16 protein-coding genes and 2 tRNA genes are annotated in these 19,167 nt (G+C 67.0%); 9 read left to right on the top strand and 9 right to left on the bottom strand.

What is annotated here, in order from left to right:
- Positions 1 to 78: 78 nt before the first annotated feature.
- Both JF52_RS0104585 and JF52_RS0104590 read right to left on the bottom strand, forming a co-directional pair.
- Positions 79 to 170 (bottom strand) — tRNA-Ser (locus JF52_RS0104585).
- A 75-nt stretch (positions 171 to 245) separates the two neighbouring features.
- Positions 246 to 983 (bottom strand): FadR/GntR family transcriptional regulator, encoded by a 738-nt coding sequence (locus tag JF52_RS0104590; protein WP_033105218.1) that lies wholly within the window; start codon positions 981 to 983, stop codon positions 246 to 248.
- Between the two features lie 67 nt (positions 984 to 1,050).
- Between JF52_RS0104590 and JF52_RS0104595 the strand changes: the two genes are divergently transcribed.
- Genes JF52_RS0104595 through JF52_RS0104610 form a run of 4 tightly spaced genes read left to right on the top strand, consistent with a single transcriptional unit; the run spans position 1,051 to position 5,206 of the window.
- Complete coding sequence (locus tag JF52_RS0104595) at positions 1,051 to 1,845, top strand: sugar phosphate isomerase/epimerase family protein (RefSeq protein ID WP_033106309.1); 795 nt, start codon at positions 1,051 to 1,053, stop codon at positions 1,843 to 1,845.
- Entirely contained in the window at positions 1,803 to 2,696 is an 894-nt protein-coding gene (locus JF52_RS0104600) for a phosphogluconate dehydrogenase C-terminal domain-containing protein (RefSeq protein WP_052166751.1), read from the top strand. Before JF52_RS0104595 ends, JF52_RS0104600 begins: the two co-directional genes overlap by 43 nt.
- 1 nt (position 2,697) lies before the next feature.
- A complete protein-coding gene (locus JF52_RS0104605; RefSeq protein ID WP_033105220.1) occupies positions 2,698 to 3,453 on the top strand; it encodes an SDR family NAD(P)-dependent oxidoreductase in 756 nt (251 codons plus the stop codon).
- Between the two features lie 13 nt (positions 3,454 to 3,466).
- Complete coding sequence (locus tag JF52_RS0104610) at positions 3,467 to 5,206, top strand: hypothetical protein (RefSeq protein WP_033105221.1); 1,740 nt, start codon at positions 3,467 to 3,469, stop codon at positions 5,204 to 5,206.
- 50 nt (positions 5,207 to 5,256) lie between these two features.
- On the opposite strand, the gene JF52_RS0104615 is transcribed toward JF52_RS0104610, so the two are convergent.
- Positions 5,257 to 6,258, bottom strand: a complete 1,002-nt coding sequence (locus tag JF52_RS0104615; protein ID WP_152594822.1) for a LacI family DNA-binding transcriptional regulator — start codon at positions 6,256 to 6,258, stop codon at positions 5,257 to 5,259.
- A 175-nt stretch (positions 6,259 to 6,433) separates the two neighbouring features.
- On the opposite strand from JF52_RS0104615, the gene JF52_RS0104620 reads away from it, so the two are divergent.
- From JF52_RS0104620 to JF52_RS0104635, 4 genes are all read left to right on the top strand, one after another.
- Positions 6,434 to 6,820 carry an L-rhamnose mutarotase gene (locus JF52_RS0104620; protein ID WP_084595570.1) on the top strand — a complete coding sequence of 129 codons (387 nt, stop codon included), beginning with the start codon at positions 6,434 to 6,436 and terminating at the stop codon, positions 6,818 to 6,820.
- The gene (gene rhaI / locus JF52_RS0104625) at positions 6,817 to 7,983 is read left to right on the top strand and encodes an L-rhamnose isomerase (protein ID WP_033105223.1); all 1,167 of its coding nucleotides are present in this window, start codon (positions 6,817 to 6,819) and stop codon (positions 7,981 to 7,983) included. Before JF52_RS0104620 ends, rhaI begins: the two co-directional genes overlap by 4 nt.
- Positions 7,984 to 8,019: 36 nt before the next feature.
- Positions 8,020 to 10,056, top strand: a complete 2,037-nt coding sequence (locus JF52_RS0104630; RefSeq protein ID WP_033105224.1) for a bifunctional rhamnulose-1-phosphate aldolase/short-chain dehydrogenase — start codon at positions 8,020 to 8,022, stop codon at positions 10,054 to 10,056.
- Positions 10,057 to 10,220: 164 nt separating this feature from the next.
- Positions 10,221 to 11,573: a rhamnulokinase gene (locus tag JF52_RS0104635; protein WP_052166916.1), complete on the top strand. Its 1,353-nt coding sequence runs from the start codon at positions 10,221 to 10,223 to the stop codon at positions 11,571 to 11,573.
- Positions 11,574 to 11,871: 298 nt separating this feature from the next.
- Here the strand turns inward: JF52_RS0104635 and rhaS are convergent, their stop codons facing one another.
- The 4 genes from rhaS to JF52_RS0104655 are packed head-to-tail and all read right to left on the bottom strand — an operon-like array spanning position 11,872 to position 16,618.
- Positions 11,872 to 12,915, bottom strand: a complete 1,044-nt coding sequence (rhaS, locus tag JF52_RS0104640; RefSeq protein WP_033105225.1) for a rhamnose ABC transporter substrate-binding protein — start codon at positions 12,913 to 12,915, stop codon at positions 11,872 to 11,874.
- 54 nt (positions 12,916 to 12,969) lie between these two features.
- On the bottom strand, positions 12,970 to 14,019 hold the full coding sequence (locus JF52_RS0104645; RefSeq protein ID WP_033105226.1) for an ABC transporter permease: 1,050 nt from the start codon (positions 14,017 to 14,019) through the stop codon (positions 12,970 to 12,972).
- Entirely contained in the window at positions 14,016 to 14,996 is a 981-nt protein-coding gene (locus tag JF52_RS0104650) for an ABC transporter permease (protein WP_052166917.1), read from the bottom strand. The genes JF52_RS0104645 and JF52_RS0104650 overlap by 4 nt, the downstream gene beginning before the upstream one ends.
- A gap of 38 nt (positions 14,997 to 15,034) precedes the next feature.
- On the bottom strand, positions 15,035 to 16,618 hold the full coding sequence (locus JF52_RS0104655) for a sugar ABC transporter ATP-binding protein (RefSeq protein WP_084595769.1): 1,584 nt from the start codon (positions 16,616 to 16,618) through the stop codon (positions 15,035 to 15,037).
- 101 nt (positions 16,619 to 16,719) lie between these two features.
- Between JF52_RS0104655 and JF52_RS0104660 the strand changes: the two genes are divergently transcribed.
- Complete coding sequence (locus JF52_RS0104660) at positions 16,720 to 17,727, top strand: LacI family DNA-binding transcriptional regulator (protein WP_033105228.1); 1,008 nt, start codon at positions 16,720 to 16,722, stop codon at positions 17,725 to 17,727.
- A 38-nt stretch (positions 17,728 to 17,765) separates the two neighbouring features.
- On the opposite strand, the gene JF52_RS0104665 is transcribed toward JF52_RS0104660, so the two are convergent.
- Both JF52_RS0104665 and JF52_RS0104670 read right to left on the bottom strand, forming a co-directional pair.
- Positions 17,766 to 19,007: an LCP family protein gene (locus tag JF52_RS0104665; protein WP_033105229.1), complete on the bottom strand. Its 1,242-nt coding sequence runs from the start codon at positions 19,005 to 19,007 to the stop codon at positions 17,766 to 17,768.
- A 53-nt stretch (positions 19,008 to 19,060) separates the two neighbouring features.
- Positions 19,061 to 19,145: transfer RNA gene (locus tag JF52_RS0104670), tRNA-Ser, on the bottom strand.
- Between the last annotated feature and the right edge of the window lie 22 nt (positions 19,146 to 19,167).

Here is a 19,167-nt window from a genome sequence, read left to right on the forward strand (position 1 = left end):
TCCGCTCGGAACAGAGCGATTCGTCAGTGGGACGACTGTACGATCGCGCCCGCGAAATGGGCTCTGATCGGGCTTTCGTGGCGGAGACGAGGGGATTTGAACCCCTGGACCCCTTGCGAGGTCTCCACCTTAGCAGGGTGGTGCACTAGGCCGGACTATGCGACGTCTCCAGACATCCGACTCGAAAGCACGGATGCGCTCCTCCATCATAACCGGTCGGAACGAGTGTCACGAACCGGCCGTTCTCACTCCCGCGAGTCGGCCAGCAGCCGCGCTGTCGCCGTCGCCATGTGCACGGCCATCGCGGACGCGGCAGCGTCGCCGTCACCTCGGCGCACTCCCGCCAGCACCGCTTCGTGCTCCGCGACCGCCCGCTCCGCCTCGGCGGAATCGTGCACCGCTCGATCGGCGTAGACCTGCAGGAGCGAACGGATGACGTGCACATGATCGGTCAACGTCTCGTTGCCGGCAGCCTCGGCGAGCGCGTGGTGGAAATCGAGGTCGGCCTTCGCGAACGCGGGAAGGTCGCCGACCGTTTGACGCATCCGTTTCACGTCGTCGTCAAGCCGAGCGATGACTGCGGCATCCGCCCGCGCAGCGGCCAGCCGGGCGACGTAGATCTCCAGCCCCTCGCGCAGCTCCAGCAGCTGCGCGGTGTTGCGTTCGCCGATGAGCAGCCCCCAGCGCAGCGTCTGCGGTAGAAGCTCGCTCGCCAGTCCGCGAAGGTAGGTGCCGGATCCGGGCCTGACGTCGACGATCCCGAGAATCTCGAGCGCGGCGAGCGCTTCTCGCACTGCCGAACGCCCGACGCCGAGTGTCGCGGACAGCTGCCGTTCCGGGGGCAGCCTCGTGCCCGGCGCCACTGCTCCGCTGGTGAACAGATCGAGCAGACGTCGTGCCACCTCTGAGACCGGCGTCCCAGAGGGCAGCGCACTCAGCGCGGACGCGATGTCGTCGACCGATTCGCCAGGGTATGCGGGCATGGCTTCAACCTACCCGAGCGCGAGGAGAAGACTTGCAATTGGTCAACCGGTTTGCCAAAATGTGATCATGATCGGACTCGGCACCTACGCCTACTTCTGGCAGCACTCCGACCGCGTGCCGCAGCCTTTGAGCCTGATCGACGCTTTCGAGGACACCCGCGCCCAGGGCGTCGACCTCTTCCAGATCTGCGATTACGCACCGCTGGAGCAGATGACCGACACCGAACTGCGCGACGCCGCCAAGGCCGCCGGAGACCTCGGTCTCACGATCGAGCTCGGCACGAAGGGCATCGTCCCCGAGCACCTGAGTCGCTTCCTCGAGCTGGCCGAGATCTTCGACGCGCACCTGGTGCGCAGCATGCTCTACGGCCCGGACTCGCGTCCTTCGCTGGCCGAGGCCGAGACCTCGCTGCGCCGCACGATGCGCGAGTACGAAACCGCGGGCGTCACGCTCGCGCTCGAGACGTACGAGCAGCTGGCCACGGCTGACCTCGTCGGTCTCGTCGAGCGCGTCGGCAGCGATCACCTCGGAATCTGCCTCGATCCGGCGAACGTCGTCGCCCGTTTGGAGAATCCGAGGACGTGCGTCGAGCAGACAGCCGCACTCACCAAGAACGTGCACGTGAAGGACTTCGCCTTCGCCCGCCAGCCGGGCTGGGTCGGATTCACCTACAGCGGCGCCTCGATGGGATCTGGGCTGCACGACTACGCCCACCTTCTCGGAGCCGTCCGCCCGCGTGAGCGCGGCATCAACGAGATCGTCGAGCACTGGCTGCCGTGGCAGGACGACGCCGAGACGACCATACGAACCGAGCGGGAATGGACCCGCGCCACACTGGAACATCTGAGGAGCACACTGTGACCGAGAACCACAAGATCGCCGTCATCGGCGCGGGCGGCAAGATGGGCATGCGCGTGTCCGACAACCTCGCGAACACGGACCACACCGTCTGGTACGTGGAGAACTCCCCCGCCGGTCGGCAGCGCACGATCGACGCCGGGCGCGAACTGACGGACGCGTCCGCAGCCGTGGCCGACGCCGACATCGTCGTGCTGGCCGTGCCTGACCTGGCCCTCGGCCCCGTCACGGCCGAACTGGTTCCGCAGCTGCGTTCGGGCGCGATCGTGCTGACGCTCGACCCGGCCGCCGCCTACGCCGGGCTGCTCACCACTCGCGACGACGTCATCCAGGCCGTCGCGCATCCGTGCCATCCGTCGATCTTCCTGCAGCGCGAGACGCCGGAGCAGTGGGCGGACACGTTCGGCGGCATCGCCGCCCCGCAGGACGCCATCGCGGCGATCGAGAGCTACGACGAGGCCAAGAAGGCCATCGTCGAGGCCACTGTCCGCGCGATCTACGCGCCCGTCATCGACGTGCACTGGGTCACGATCAAGCAGCTCGCCCAGCTCGAGCCGACGCTTGTCGAGACGGTCGCGTGCATGATCGGCTCTCTTCTGAACGAGGCTCTGCAGGAGACCGTGAACACAATGGGCGTCCCGGAGGCGGCTGCGCGCAGCATCCTGTACGGTCACACTCAGGTGGCACTGGCCAACGGCCTGCGCGGCGACAACCCGTTCAGCGACGCGTGCCTGATCGCGATGGACTACGGCAGGGAGAGCATCATCAAGGACGACTGGAAGAAGATCTTCCGCGACGACGAGCTCGACAAGAACCTCGCCCGCATGCTGCACCTCGACGAGATCGAGCGCTGAGATGACCCGGCTGACTGGCAAGACGGCGCTCGTCACGGGCGCCGGATCCGGCATCGGACGCGCGGTCGCGGAGCGGTTCGCTCGCGAGGGCGCCCGAGTGATCATCGCTGACAGAGATGCGGATGCCGCGGCATCCGTCGCCGCCGACATCGGCGATGCTGCTCGTGCGGCCGTCGTCGACATTGCCGACGAGGCATCCGTCGAGGCTGCCTTCGCTGACCTCGTCGCCGCCGGCTGGAGTCCAGACGTGGTGGTGGCGAACGCCGGTGTACAGCTGTTCGGGCAGGATGCCAAGGCCGCTGATCTCGATCTCGACGTCTGGCGTCGCACGATCGACATCAACCTGACCGGCACCTTCCTCACGGTCAAGCACTCCGTGCGGGCGATGCTCGCCTCGGGCGGCGGGTCGATCATCCTCACTGGGAGCCCGACCGGCCTGAACGGCGAAGGCCAGGACTTCACCGCCTACTCCGCTTCGAAGGCCGGCATCCATGGCCTGACGCGCACCGTCGCCGCGGCGTACGCCAGTGACGGCATCCGGGTGAACACCGTCGTGCCGGCTTACACCGAGACCGGACTCGTCTCCACGATCTCCGACGACCCTGAGTCGCGCGCGGCGATCATCGGCCGCATCCCGCTCGGCCGCGCCGGCAGTCCCGCCGATGTCGAAGGGATCATGGTGTTCCTCGCGAGCAGCGACGGCGAGTTCGCCACCGGTGCGCTGTTCGCGGTCGACGGGGGTATGACGACGCTGTGAGCACGGTCGACGCGTGACGACAACATCCTGGTGGCGAAGCGAGGCTGCCACGTGGCAGGCCGACGGATGGTCATTGGAGCTGCGCGGTGATGAGCTGGCGGACATCCGCCGCGGTGGCGATGTGATCCTGCGCGCGGTGCGTGCAGTCGTCCGAGATCGCAGCTGGAACACCGTGCCAGCCATCGTCACCGCGATGGACTCGGATGCGACGTCACTCCGACTCGCTCTGCGCCACGAAGGTCTCGGCGCCGAAGTGCTGTCGACGCTCACGGTACACGCGAGCGGAGACGATCTCCTGGTCGGGTGGGATGCCGAGAACCTCCGCGAATTCTCGACGTGCCGCATTGGTCTCGTGGTGCTGCATCCGGCGTCAGATTCCGGCCGCGGTGTCACCGTCGTGCACTCTGACGAAGCCTCGGAACAGACATCCTTTCCCACACGCATCAGCCCGCACCAGCCGATAGTCGACATCCGCGCATTGGAGCTTCACCCCAGAGCAGGTGCGGATGGCGTGACCACGCTGCGTTTCGATGGCGATGTCTTCGAGATGGAGGATCAGCGCAACTGGTCGGACGCCTCGTTCAAGACATACAGCCGTCCGCTGAGTCTCCCCTACCCATACTCTGTGGCAGCCGGTGAACGCGTGCGCCAGGCGATCACCGTGAACGCAGTTCTGTCGCGGTCCACCGATGGCCCCGTGCCGGACGAGATCGTCCTCGTCGAAGGCGGCGTGTTCCCTGCCACCGGCGTCGAAGCCTCGACCGCGCCGGATCCGGTGCCGCCGTGCGCGGACGGAAGCTTCCGCGTCGTCGAACTGGACCTGACCACACCCACGTGGTCCGCGGCGCTGCACAGAGCGGCCGCGGATGGGTTGCCGCTGGACGTCCGCCTCGTCGCTGCTGAAGACCCGCAGCCCCTCGCGGACGCGGCGAGCGCATTCGCGCGCCTACCGATCATCGCGGTCACACCGTTCGACAGCGTGCTGCACGTGAGTGATGGATCGATCGTGGCCCGAACCCGCACAGCGCTCGACGAAGCCGGCATCCGCACCGAACTCAGAGCAGGTGCGCGATCGCACTTCACCGAGCTCAATCGCGAGAAGACGCGCATCCCGAACGAGGTCGACGGCATCGCATTCACGACGACGCCCCTGTTCCACTCACTCGACACCGAACAGCTCGTCGAAGCTCTGCCAATGCAGCGCCTCATCGCCAGCCAGGCAGTCGGGATGGCCGATCACCGACCCGTGCACATCGGACCCGTGACGTTGCGCCCCCGGTTCAACAATGTGGCCACCTCTCCCGGGCCCGCTCCGACCCGGACCGACCTCGGTGAGGGATACGGAGCGCAGTTCACCGGCGCGGACGATGATCGGCAGAGTTCACCGGAACTCGCGGCGTGGACCATGGCGAGTGCAGCAGCACTCGCCATTCCCGGTGTCGCCAGCATCTCGTGGTTCGAGACCTGGGGGCCGCGCGGACTGCGTGATCTCGGCGGCGAACCTCATCCTGCAGCCGAAGCGATCGCAGTGCTCACATCGTTGGCCGGACGAACACTCTTGTCGGGTTCGAGTCCTGATGGACTTCTCTGGGCGATCGGGGCAAGGGCGGCTGATGAGGACATCGTGCTCGTGTCGAATCTCGACCGGGCGTCGAGGGCGTACAGGGTCGCAGTGCCCGGCCGACCGGCACTGTCGGGCTCGCTTCCCGCCGGCTCATGGATGCGGCTCACGACCTCCGGCAGATCCGACTAACGCCAATCCGCGGCAGGCCCGAATGCGTTGCGTCGTCGACCGCCGACCATTCACCCAGACGTCGACTGCCGCACCACGAGCTCGGGCCGGAACCGCACGTTGCGCTCGTAGTCTCCGTCGGGATCGCTGATCGACCGCAACAGTAGTTCGACGGCGGTGTGACCGATCAGCTGCGCCGGCTGGCGGATCGAGCTGAGCGGCACCACCGTGGCCGAGGCGAAGTCGATGTCGTCGTACCCGATCAGGGCGATGTCTTCGGGCACCCTGAGAGTGTTGAACATCGAGAACGCCTGCAGCAGCCCCACGGCGAGAAGATCGTTCGCGGCGAAGATCGCGTCAGGCCGGACCGCACGTTCGACGAGAGCCTCCCCTGCCGCGCGCCCGTTCAGAACGGTGAGCGCCGGCATCTCGATCACCTCGAGCGAGGCATCCGCTCTCTCATCCACCGCGCGTCGCGCACCCTGCAGACGATTCGCGACCTGCGCGATCGACGCCGGGCCACCGATGAACGCGATGCGTCGACGACCGATTTCCAGCAGATGCCGCACCGCGAGGTAGCCGCCCTCGACGTCGTCGACCGACACCGAGCAGAACCTGCTGCCGGGGATCTCGTGGTCGACCAGGACCACCGGTGTGCCGGCATCCTGCATTCTGGCCAGCTTGTCGGCGGTTCGGGATGCCGGCGTGATCAGCACCCCGTTGACACGCTGCTCTCGGAACAGATCGAGATAACCGGCTTCCCGCGAGGCATCGTCGTCGCTGTTGCCGAGCAGCACCGAGAGGCCGTCTTCCTGCGCGCGCGTCTCCGCGCCGCGGGCGACATCGGCGAAGAACGGGTTGCCGGCGTCGAGCACGACGAGCCCGATGCTGCGGCTGCGGCCGGCGCGCAGCTGACGTGCCGCGTCGTTGCGCACGAAGCCGAGCTCCTCGATCGCGGCGAGCACGCGCGCGACCGTCTCGGCTGCGACCTTGTCCGGCCGGTTGAGGACGTTCGACACCGTTCCGACAGAGACGGATGCCGCGACCGCGACATCTCGCACACTCACTGCCACTACTGCTCCTCATCCTTCACGCTGACCGCGAGTGTACGGCATCACCGGCCGCCTTCCGGGCCGACGCGGAACGACGAACGCGTCCAGGACGACGCGAATCCTGATCGATGTTGCGGGCAGCTGTCCATCGACCTATCATTGAAACGATTCACGACCCCACGACTCACCGAGGAGCATGCCACCGATGACAGCCGCAACCCGCGTCTGCTTCCAGCTGCAGGTACGCCCTGAGCTACTGGACGAGTACCTTCGCCGCCATTCGCCTGTTCGGCCGGAGATGCTCGCCGAGATCGCCGCAGCCGGTCGCCGCAACTACTCGCTGTTCCTCGGCGAGGGCGGCACCCTGATCGGCTACTACGAGACCGATGACGACGCATCCGCTCGGGCGTACCTCGCACAGTCCGAGGTCGCCACCCGCTGGGAAGCCGAGATGGCGCGATTCTTCGTCGACCTCGACGGCCGACCCGACCAGGCCGCATCCCCACTCACCGAAGTCTTCAATCTCGCGGAGCAGCTCTCCGCCTCAGCATCCGACACCTCCGCAGAAAGCGAACAGTCATGAGCATTCTCAACCCCGCCGTCCTCACCGAGCTCGAGAAGCAGTCGATCGAACTGCCGTCGTGGGCGTTCGGAAACTCCGGCACCCGCTTCAAGGTGTTCGGCACTCCCGGCACGCCGCGTGACCCGTGGGAGAAGATTGCTGATGCCGCGCAGGTCAACAAGTACACCGCCCTCGCGCCGAGCGTCGCGCTGCACATCCCGTGGGACCTCGTCGACTCCTACGATGACCTGCGCAAGCACGCGGAAGACCTCGGCGTCTCACTCGGCACCGTCAACTCCAACACGTTCCAGGACGACGACTACAAGTTCGGCGCTCTCACTCACGAGGACGCGGCGGTCCGCAACAAGGCGATCGATCACCACCTCGCTTGCATCGACGTGATGGATGCGACCGGATCGCGCGACCTGAAGATCTGGCTCGCCGAGGGCTCGAACTACCCGGGCCAGGCCGACCTGCGCGGCCGCCAGGACCGCCTCAACGAATCCCTGCAGAAGATCTACGCGCGCCTCGGCGACGACCAGCGCCTCGTGCTGGAGTACAAGTTCTTCGAGCCCGCTTTCTACCACACCGACGTTCCGGACTGGGGGACTTCATACGCGCAGGTGGCTTCGCTCGGCGACAAGGCCATGGTGTGCCTCGACACGGGCCACCATGCGCCGGGCACGAACATCGAGTTCATCGTCATGCAGTTGCTGCGTCTCGGCAAGCTGGGCTCCTTCGACTTCAACTCGCGCTTCTACGCCGACGACGACCTCATCGTCGGCGCGGCCGACCCGTTCCAGCTGTTCCGCATCCTGTTCGAGGTCATCCGTGGCGGCGGCCTGAACAACCCCGACGTGGCGTTCATGCTCGACCAGTGCCACAACGTCGAGGACAAGATCCCCGGCCAGATCCGCTCGGTGCTGAACGTGCAGGAGATGACGGCGCGCGCGCTGCTCGTCGACAAGGATGCCCTGACCGCCGCGCAGAAGTCGGGCGACGTTCTCGCGGCCAATGCCGTGTTCATGGACGCGTTCTACACCGACGTGCGCCCGGCCCTCGCCGAATGGCGCGAGACGCGCGGCCTCGCCGGCGACCCGATGGCGGCATACGCGGCATCCGGTTACCAGCAGAAGATCGCGGCCGACCGCGTCGGCGGCGTCCAGGCCGGCTGGGGCGCGTAAGCGCCGCCCTCAAGACTTCGATACAAGGACTTTGACATGACGAATCCCACTGCCGCCGCCCTCATCGCGCGGTCGAACCGCCTCGGCGCGGATCCGAAGAACACGAATTACGCCGGCGGCAACACCTCCGCCAAGGGCACCGAAACAGATCCCGTCACCGGCCAGCCCGTCGAACTGCTGTGGGTCAAGGGCTCCGGCGGAGACCTCGGAACGCTGAAGGAGCAGGGCCTCGCGGTGCTGCGCCTCGACCGCTTCCGTGCCCTCGTCGACGTCTACCCCGGCGTCGAGCGTGAAGATGAGATGGTCGCCGCGTTCGACTACTGCCTGCACGGCAAGGGCGGGGCTGCGCCCTCGATCGACACCGCCATGCACGGCCTGGTGGATGCTGCGCACGTCGACCACCTGCATCCCGACTCCGGCATCGCGATCGCCACGGCCGCCGACGGCGAGGCGCTGACCACGAAGATCTTCGGCGAGAAGGTCGTCTGGGTGCCGTGGCGCCGCCCCGGGTTCCAGCTCGGACTCGACATCGCAGAGATCAAGAAGCAGAACCCGGCCGCGATCGGCACGATCCTCGGCGGCCACGGCATCACCGCCTGGGGCGACACGTCCGAGGAGGCAGAGGCCAACTCGCTGTGGATCATCGACACCGCCGCCGCCTACATCGAGGCGAACGGCAAGGCCGACCCCTTCGGCAGCACGCGTGACGGGTTCACGGCACTGCCGTCGGACGAACGTCGTGAGCGCGCCGCTGCCATCGCCGGCACGGTCCGCGGCATCGCATCGACGGACAAGCCGATGGTCGGCCACTTCACCGACTCCGACGTCGTGCTCGACTTCCTGGCATCCGAGCGCTCACCAGAGCTCGCTGCTCTCGGAACCAGCTGCCCCGACCACTTCCTGCGCACCAAGGTCAAGCCGCTCATCCTCGACCTTCCGACGACGGCATCCGTCGACGAGCAGATCGCGCGCCTGCACGAACTGCACACCGAGTACCGCGCCGACTACCAGGCCTACTACGACGCGCACGCGACGGACGAGAGCCCGGCGATCCGCGGCGCAGATCCACTCATCGTTCTGGTCCCCGGCATCGGCATGTTCTCGTACGGCGCGAACAAGCAGACCGCCCGCGTCGCCGGCGAGTTCTATGTGAACGCGATCAACGTGATGCGCGGCGCGGAGTCGCTCTCGACCTACTCCCCCATCTCGGATGCCGAGAAGTTCAACATCGAGTACTGGGCGCTGGAGGAGGCGAAGCTGCAGCGGATGCCGAAGCCCAAGTCGCACCAGGGTCGCATCGCATTCGTCACGGGCGCGGCATCCGGAATCGGCAAGGCCATCGCCGTCCGACTTGCCGCGGAGGGCGCCTGTGTCGTCGTCGCCGACCTCGATCTCGAGAAGGCGCAGGCCGCCGCTGCCGAGCTCGGGAACACGGATGTCGCGATCGGCGTCGCCGCCAACGTCGCGGATGCCGATGCCGTGCAGGCGGCGCTGAACGACGCCGTGCTCGCCTTCGGCGGCGTCGACCTCGTCGTGAACAACGCCGGCCTGTCGCTCTCGAAGCCGTTGCTGGAGACCACCGAGAAGGACTGGGACCTGCAGCACGACGTCATGGCGAAGGGCTCGTTCCTCGTCTCCAAGGCCGCAGCCAAGGTGCTCATCGATCAGAAGCTCGGCGGCGACATCATCTACATCTCGTCGAAGAACTCCGTCTTCGCCGGTCCGAACAACATCGCCTACTCCGCGACCAAGGCCGATCAGGCCCACCAGGTGCGCCTGCTGGCCGTCGAACTCGGCGAGTTCGGCATCCGCGTCAATGGCATCAACCCCGACGGCGTCGTGCGCGGCTCCGGTATCTTCGCCTCAGGCTGGGGCGCGAACCGCGCTGCGACCTACGGCGTCGACGAGAAGGATCTCGGCCAGTTCTACGCGAATCGCACGATCCTCAAGCGCGAGGTCGTGCCCGAGAACGTCGCGGATGCCGTGTTCGTGCTCACGGGCCCGGAGCTCAGCCGCACGACGGGTCTGCACATCCCGGTCGACTCCGGCGTCGCCGCAGCCTTCCTCCGATGACAACTGACGGGTCGCCGAGCGAGCGTACCCCCGGGTCGTTGAGCGAGCGCAGCGAGACGAAACGGGTCGAGCGAGGAGCGCAGCGACGAGTCGAAACCGCCTCGCACGGCGAACCGACCCGCGCCGTAGCCGCAGTCGACCTCGGCGCCACGTCGGGACGCGTCATGATCGGGCGCGTCGGACCTGACACCCTAGACCTGGAGCTCGTCACCCGGTTCCCGAATGGCCCCGTCGAACTCGAAGACGGCCTGCACTGGGATTTCGACGCGCTCTATGGCCACATCATCGTCGGCCTAGCCGAAGCGGTCCGCCGCGAACCGGCCATCGAGAGCATCGGCATCGATTCCTGGGCCGTGGACTACGGGCTGCTGCGTGACGGCGAGTTGCTCACGCAGCCGTTCCACTACCGTGATCCGCGCTGCGAGCGCGGCGTCGTGGAGGTGCACGAGGTCGTTCCGTTCGCCGAGTTGTATCAGCGCAACGGGCTGCAGTTCCTGCCGTTCAACACGCTGTACCAGTACCGCGTCGACGAGCGGCTGGCGGATGCTGACGCCGCGCTGCTCATCCCGGATCTGATCGCTTTCCTGCTGACGGGCACCCGCGTCGCGGAGCGGACGAACGCCTCGACGACAGGACTCCTGGGTGTGCGTTCGGGCGAGTGGGACGTCGAGCTGGCGGATCGCCTCGGCATCCCCTCAGCCGCGCTCCCCGCTCTGGTCAATCCCGGCACGCGGATCGGGATGCTGCGCCCCGAGCTCGCGGCACGCATCGGAAAAGACCTCCCCGTCATCGCGGTCGGCTCGCATGACACGGCATCCGCCGTCGTCGCCGTGCCGCTTTCGTCGCCGAACGCGGCATACATCTCGTGCGGCACCTGGGGTCTTGTCGGCGTCGAACTCTCCGAGCCGGTGCTGACGGATGCTGCACGCGAAGCCAACTTCACGCACGAACTCGGTGTCGACGGACGCTACCGCTTCCTCCACAACGTCACGGGGCTCTGGCTGCTGAGCGAGACGGTGCGCGCGTGGGAGGCGGAGGACGGCGCGGCGATCGACCTGCCCGATCTGCTGGATGCCGCGTCCGCCGTGCCCGCTGACATCGCGCTGTTCGACGCGAACGACGTGTCGTTGAGCGCTCCTGGCGATATGCCCGCGCGAATCGCCGCTGTGCTGCACGCCGGCGGCTCGGTCGTTCCCGACAGTCGCCCGGCCTTCGCCCGCGCGATCGTCGAGTCGATCGCCGCGGCCTTCGCTTCGGCCGTGCGCACCGCGGGCGATCTGTCGGGGCGTCAACTCGACAGCATCCATCTCGTCGGCGGCGGATCGCTCAACCGGCTGCTGTGCCAGGCGACCGCCGACCGCTCGGGTCTTCCGGTGCTCGCGGGGCCCGTCGAGGCGACCGCACTCGGCAACGTGCTCGTGCAGGCCCGTACGCTGGGCGCCGCGCCCGCGACGCTCGAGGAGCTGCGAGCACTGGTCGCCCGCACGCACGAGCCCATGCGCTTCGACACCAGCTGAGGACCGTCGCGACTGCGTGCAGCCCTCCGCTAGCGTCACACGCCCGGGGAGGTCCCGGGAGGTGTCCCGTGGTGTCGCCGAACGCGGACTAGAGCGGCCACAAGCGCCACCTCCCGTCACAGACACGCGGGGGAGGTGTCGCGAAGTGCCGCTGAAGCCGCCCCGATGCGACCAGTAGCGCCACCTCCCGCGCCGTGCCTCCCGCGCCCCACCTCCCGCGCCCTGCCTCCCGCGCAGCCTCCCGCGCGCAGCAGGACGCCCCGACCGCGCGAGCAGCCGGGGCGTCGTGGCCCGCGACTCAGAAGTCGAAGTCGCCGATGTTGTCCGCGTTGAATTCGAACGGGTCGCCGAGCAGGACGGTGCCGTCGGCGCCGACCGTGTACTCGCCGAGGTCTCCGGCTTCGAAGGTGTCGCCCTCGGCGCCGGTGATGTCGCCCTGGGTGAGTGCGGCTGCCGCGTAGGCGGACAGGTAACCGAGCTCCTCCGGGTTCCACAGTGCGAACGCGGTGACCGTGCCGTCCTCGACGTATTCGCGCATCTGGTTCGGCGTGCCTAGACCTGTCAGCGCGACGGCGCCCTTGTAGTCGGACGTCGAGAGGTAGCGGGCCGCTGCGGCGATACCGACCGTCGTGGGCGAGATGATGCCCTTCAGGTTCGGGTACGTCTGCAGCAGTGCCGCGGTCTTGTCGAACGAGGTCTGGTCGTCGTCGTCGCCGTACACCGTCTCGACGAGCGTGATGTCGGGGTAGTCACTCGCGAGGTACTCCGCCATCAGGTCGATCCAGGCGTTCTGGTTGGTCGCGTTCGCCGAGGCCGACAGCACCGCGATCTCGCCCGCGCCACCGATCTGCTCGGCGATCAGGTCGACCTGCACCTTCGCGATGCCCTCGGCATCGGCCTGGTTGATGAACAGGTCGCGGCAGTCCGGGTTGGTGTCGGAGTCGAACGTGACGACCTTGACGCCCGCGTCGCGCGCCTCGTTCAGCGCATCGCAGATGGCCTTCGGATCATTCGCCGAGACGACCAGAGCACCGACGCCCTGCTGCGTGGCCGTGTTGATGTAGCTCACCTGGGCATCGGGAGTCGCCTCAGCCGGTCCCACCTCGGCGAACGTGCCGCCGAGCTCGTCGACCGCGGTTTTGCCGCCCTTGCTGGACGTGTCGAAGTACGGGTTGCCGAGGTTCTTCGGCAGGAACGTGATGGTGAGGTTGTCGGAGCCGCCTTCGGCCCCGCCGCCGTCACCACCCGTCCCGCTGCCGGTGTCGGCGCAGCCGGTCAGGACCAGCGCCGCGGCCACGGCGACAGCCGCGAAAGCCGTGACACGCTTGCGTGAAAACTTCATTGTTCTTCCTTTCGTGGATGCTGCCACAGACGGATGCCGGTGGCACGAGGCGCCTCAGGATGCAGAGGAGGCTGTGAGACGTGAGGGAGGAATCCTGGCGCGAAGTCGCTGCGCCCACGCGAGCAGGCTCGCCGCGACCACGGATGCGACGAGAAGACCGCCGGTGATGATGTTGATCACATCCGAGGTGACGTTCGCCAGTCGCAACCCACTGGAGAGCACACCGATCAGGAGCACAGCGGCGACGACCCCGTGCAATCGGCCGCGGCCGCCGAACACCGACACACCGCCGAGCACCACTGCCGCGATCACCTGCAGCTCGAGGCCTGTCGCATTGTCGCCACGGGCGCTGCCGAAGCGCAGCGTGAAGAAGATTCCGGCGAATGCCGCGACGACGCCGGCGAGCACGAACAGGATGAACTTCGTGCGTTCGACGTGCACGCCGGAGAATCGCGCGGCATCCTTCGACAGGCCGATCGCGTAGATACCGCGGCCGAACGGCGTGAAGTGCAGCAGCACCACGAAGATCACGAGCAGCACGAGGAACGGCACGGTGATGTACGGGATCGTGGTGCCGGCGATCTTCGCCTTGGCCAATGCCGTCCACATCTCGGGGAAGTCGGTGACCGCCGTGGTGCCGAGCAGCCCGACCGCGAGGCCGCGGAACAGCGCGAGCGTGCCGATCGTGACAGCGAGCGACGGGAGCCCGACCACCGTCACAAGGAACCCGTTGACCGCGCCGCCGACCACTCCGACGGCAAGAGCCGCGAGGGCGGCGACCTCGAACGGGGCGCCCGCCTGGGTGAGTACGCCCGTCACGACGCTGGCGAGTCCGACCATGCTGCCCACCGACAGGTCGATCTCGCCCGTGGCCATGATCAACGCCATGGGCAGCGCGATGAGCAGGATCGGAGCGACGTCGAGCAGCAGGTAGTTCAGCGTGATCGGCTGCGCGAATCCTCGCACCGTCGACATCGCGACGATCACCACGAGGATGAGGAGCGCGATGATCGCCATCTCCCTGGTGAACAGCACTCGGTGCCAGAGCGGGCGGTCGTGCTCCCGGATGACTCGGGTCGTGGCCGTGGCCGTGGTGGCGGTCATGATTCGTCCCTCGCCTCGATGAGACGCCGTTTCTGTCTGACCGCGAGCACGCGGTCGAGCACGATGGCGCCGATGATGAGCGCGCCGACGACGGCCCGCTGCCAGAAGTCCTGGATGCCGAGGATCGGGAGCGCGCGGTTGATGGTCATCAGCAGCATCGCGCCGATCGCGGCGCCCCACACCGAGCCGACGCCTCCAGTGATCGCGATGCCGCCGATCACGGCAGCGCCGACAGCATCCAGTTCCCAACCAGCGCCCGCCTGGGAGCTGACGGACCCGTAACGCGCGGCATAGAAGACTCCGGCGAGTCCGGCGAGCGCGCCGGAAAGCACGAAGGCGGTGAGCAGGCGTCGCGTGACCTTGAGACCGTAAAGCTCCGCGGCAGCAGGGTCAGAGCCGATCGCGTAGTACTCACGTCCTCCGCGGGTGTTGCGCATGTACCAGGCGGCCGCCGCGAGCACGATCACCGCGACGATCGCGAGCACGGGGATGCCGATGAGCTGGGCCGTTCCGAGCCCGAGGAAGTCCTTGGGCATGTCGGAGGCGTTGACCCGGTCGCTGCCCGCCCAGAGCACGTTGATGCCGCGGTAGGCGTACAGCGTGCCGAGCGTGATCACCATGGCGGGGACCTTCGCGAAGGCGACCAGCGCGCCGTTGACGAGACCCAGCAGCCCGCCGAAGGCGACGGCTGCGATGACGACGAAGACGATCGGGATGCCGGGGATGTCGATGAACAGTCGTCCGGTGAGATAGGCGGTCAGTCCCATCACCGACCCGACTGAGAGGTCGACGTTGCGGGTGATGATGACGATGGCCTGTCCGACCGCGACGAGCACGAGGATCGACGGCGTGAGCAGCAGGTCGCGCCATCCGTCTGCGCTGAACAGGAAGTTCGGGTTCTTCGCCGTCGCGGCGATGACGACCAGCGCCAGGGCGATCAGGATGCCGAACTCCCGCGCCCGGCCGACGCCGCCCATGGCCTTGCCCAGTCCTGAGCGCTGGATCGCGGTGGTGGTCACGAGTGGATCTCCATTGCATGTGTGGCGGCGAACATGACGTTCTCGCTGGTCGCGTCTGCGCGGTCGATCTCGGCCGTGATTCGCCCCTCGCGCATGACCAGCACGCGGTCGGCCATCCCCAGCACCTCCGGGAGCTCCGACGAGATCATGAGGATGCCCATGCCTTCACCGGCGAGCTGGGAGAGCAGTCGGTGCACCTCTGCCTTGGTGCCGACGTCGATACCGCGCGTCGGTTCATCGATGATGAGCACTCGCGGGTTCGTCGCCAGCCATTTCGCGAGCACGACCTTCTGCTGGTTGCCGCCGGAGAGCGTGGAGGAGACCGTGTCGAGGGCGTGCGCCTTGACCTCGAGTCGGCTGGCCCATTCCTTCGCGGCGCGATTCTCCATGCCGGTGGTCAGGAGACCGAACTTCGCGAGCCGACTGCGGATCGCCATCGTGATGTTGCTTCCGACTCCGGACTCGATCACGAGGCCCTGCTTGCGCCGATCCTCAGGAACCAGCGCGAGACCTGCGCGCATGGCGTGGGTCGGGCTGTGGCGCGGTACGGTCTCGCCCAGCATGCGCACCTCGCCTTCGCGGTACGCGTCGACGCCGAAAACCGCACGGGCGACCTCACTCCGACCGGCGCCGACGAGTCCGGCGAGTGCGACGATCTCGCCGGCTCGCACGGTGAACGAGATGTCATGGAAGATGCCGGGGCTCGTGAGGTCCTTGATCTCGAGCAACGGGTCACCGATCGGCACGGTCTGCTTGGGGAAGAGTTCCGTGACGTCTCGACCGACCATCTGCCGGACGAGTTCGTCGACGGTCGTCTCGGCGATCGCCGTGGTGCTGATGTACGCGCCGTCGCGCATGACGGTGACGGTGTCGCACAGGGCGAAGACCTCGTCGAAGCGGTGCGAGATGAACAGCACCGCCCGTCCCTCATCGCGAAGACTGCGAGCGACCGCGAAGAGACGTTCGACCTCTACCCCGCTGAGCGCCGCGGTCGGCTCGTCCATGATGAGCACGCTGGCATCGAGAGATATCGCCTTGGCGATCTCGATGATCTGCTGATCTGCGATCGAGAGGCCCTCGGTGATGCGATCAGGGTCGAGGGAGACGCCCAGCCTCCGGAAGATCTGCTCGACCTCCTGACGCATCGACTTGCGGTCGATGCGTCCGATCCTGCTCGTCGGCTGCCGCCCCATGAAGATGTTCTCGGTGACCGAGAGATCGGGGAACAGGGTCGGCTCCTGATAGATCACGGCGATGCCGGCAGCCTTGGACTGCGCCGTGCTGGTGAAGTCGACGTCGTCGCCGTGCAGTCGGAACTCTCCGGAGTCGCGGCGGTACAGCCCGGCCATGATCTTCACGAGCGTGGACTTTCCCGCGCCGTTCTCTCCGATCAGCGCATGGATCGACTGCGAGCGCAACGTCAGGCTGCCGGAGCGCAGCGCCACGACCGGCCCGAAGGACTTCACGACGCGATGCAGTTCCAGCGCGGCATCCGCTGGGCTGCTGTTCTCGACTTCGACGGCCACTGGCGCGTCCTCTCCGTTGAGGGGATCGATCTGATCTGCGACTGAATCTAACATGAATCGATTCATGTACGTTTCAAGCTAGTGTATGAAACAACGCCACGAGGTCAACACCACGGTGACCGAATCGTGATCGATCAACGAGGAGAGGTGAGGTCGTGTCGGTGAGCATCCGCGATGTCGCGCAGCGTGCCGGCGTCTCCGTCGGCACCGTCTCGAACGTGCTCAACCGTCCCGAAGAGGTCTCGGCGGATTCCGTGCAGCGCGTCAGTTCGGCGATCGAGGAACTCGGATATGTGCGCAACGACGCTGCCCGGAAGCTCCGCGCCGGTGTCAGCACGACCGTGGGGTTCGTCGTGCTCGACGGCCAGAATCCGTTCTACAATGACGTCGTCCGCGGCGCAGAGGACGAGGCGACTCGTCACGGTATCGCTATCCTCTACGGCAACACCGATGAGGACCCGTCGCGCGAGAAGGTCTACCTCGATCTGTTCCGGGAGCAGCAGGTGCGCGGGCTTCTCATCGCCCCGTACGGCGATGTGATGACGCAGCTGCGCCGGTTCCGCTCCTCCGGCATCGCCACCGTGCTCGTCGACCGGTTCAGCGCAGACAGCGGCTTCTCGTCCGTGTCGGTGGACAGCGTCGCCGGTGGGCGGCTCGCCGTGGAGCACCTGATCGAGAGCGGCCGACGACGGGTCGCCTTCGTCGGCGGTCCGTTCGAGATGCGTCAGGTCACCGACCGGCTAGCCGGTGCACGGGCAGCGGCCGAGAACGCGTCCGCCCGCGTCGATCTCGAAGTCATCCCCACGGCCGCGATGACGGTCGAGGAGGGCGCGGCGGCAGGCGCTCGAATCCTCGCGAGGCCGCGTCGAGAATGGCCGGACGCGTTGTTCGCCTCGAACGATCTGCTCGCGCTCGGGCTCCTTCAGTCGCTCGTCTCGGGAGGTCGGATGCTGGTGCCCGACGAGATCGCGATCATCGGATTCGACGACATCCCGTTCGCTGCCGCAGCCGCGGTGCCGCTGTCGTCGATCCGTCAGCCCAGTCGGATGATCGGGCGAACGGCGCTGCGGATCGTGCTCGAGGAAGCTGCCGATCCGGACAGCATCCCGCGTCAGACCGTCTTCCCGCCCGAGCTCATCATCCGTCGGTCGACGACCGGATGACTCAGCCGACGACGCTCAGGCCCGAGGCGCGCAGCGCCCTACTCGCGGACGTTGCCGTTCGAGCAGGTCTGCTGTGCTGCCGAGTTGCCCTTGATCGAGTCCGGCAGGGCGACGGCGGTATCCGTCGGCGCCGGAGTCTCTGTGCCGGTCCCGCTCTCAACGGGAGCGGTGGGCTCCTGAACCACGACACCGTCGTTCTCGGTGTTCTGGTATGTGACCTGCAGCTGCTGGTTAGCGTTGATCGCGTCCCACATCGCCTGCGCGGCCTCCGTGTTCGCGACGACCTTGTTGGGGTCGTCGGAGTCCGTGAACGTCGGGTACTGAAGGAACACGATGTCCTCGAACGGCACGTCCTTGACCGCGAGGGCGATCTGGACGATCGTCATCGGGTTGGTCAGGGAGGTACTGGCCTCGAGGTTGCTGAGTGCGGTGTTGGCCAGGCGCAGCATGACCGGGACGTTGCCGAGAACTTCGCCACTGATGAGCTTGCGGGACAGGCTCGACATGTACTGCTGCTGGTTGCCGATGCGTCCCAGGTCGCTGCCGTCGCCGACGCCGTGGCGGGTGCGCAGGAACTGCAGTGCCTGCAGCCCCTCGACCGTGTGCGTTCCGGCCGCCATGTCGAGACCGGTGAAACGGTCCTTGATGGGAGTGGCCAGGCAGACGTCGACGCCGCCGATGGAGTTCGTGATCTCGATCACACCACCGAAGGTGACGGATGCCGCGAACTCGATGTCCTGGCCGGTGATCTCGGTGATCGTCTTGGCGACGCAGTTGAGGCCGCCGTCCGTGTACGCGCCGTTCAGCGGCTGCTTGCTCATCGCCGACGCGACGCTGCCGTCCTCACGCGTGCACTCCGGAATCGGGAGCATCAGGTCGCGCGGGAAGCTCACCGCGGTGATGCGACGCGGCTCTTCGGAGACATGCACGAGGATGTTGACGTCGTTGAGGTTGCCCGCAGCATCGTCGCCGGTGCACCTGTCGCCGAACAGCTGTGCGTAAGCCTCTTCACACGTGTCGGTTCCGACGAGCAGCATGTCGAACCCGCCCTCGTACTCGCTGATGTCGGGCGGCACAGGCTTCTGCCCTTCGAGTTCGACAGCGTCCGCCGTGGCCGTACCGTACAGATCGCTCACGACGAAGGCACTGACACTCACCCCGCTCACCAGCACGACGGCGAGCGCGATGCCGATGATCTTGAGAAGCTGATTGATCGGGCCCGGGGACCGCAGCTGGCCGTGGCGGGCCACAGTCCTGCGGCGACGGATCTTCTCGCTCACTCAATGCCTTTCGAGTCTGTTGCAGTCGGGGGTGCCGCAGTCAGCTCATGATGCGGAGGGTGTGGGATTCGAACCCACGAGACATCTCTGCCCACTGGTTTTCAAGACCAGCTCCATCGGCCACTCGGACAACCCTCCATCGACGGACGAATCCGCCGAT

The organism is Microbacterium profundi, from assembly GCF_000763375.1.
Classification (GTDB): domain Bacteria; phylum Actinomycetota; class Actinomycetes; order Actinomycetales; family Microbacteriaceae; genus Microbacterium; species Microbacterium profundi.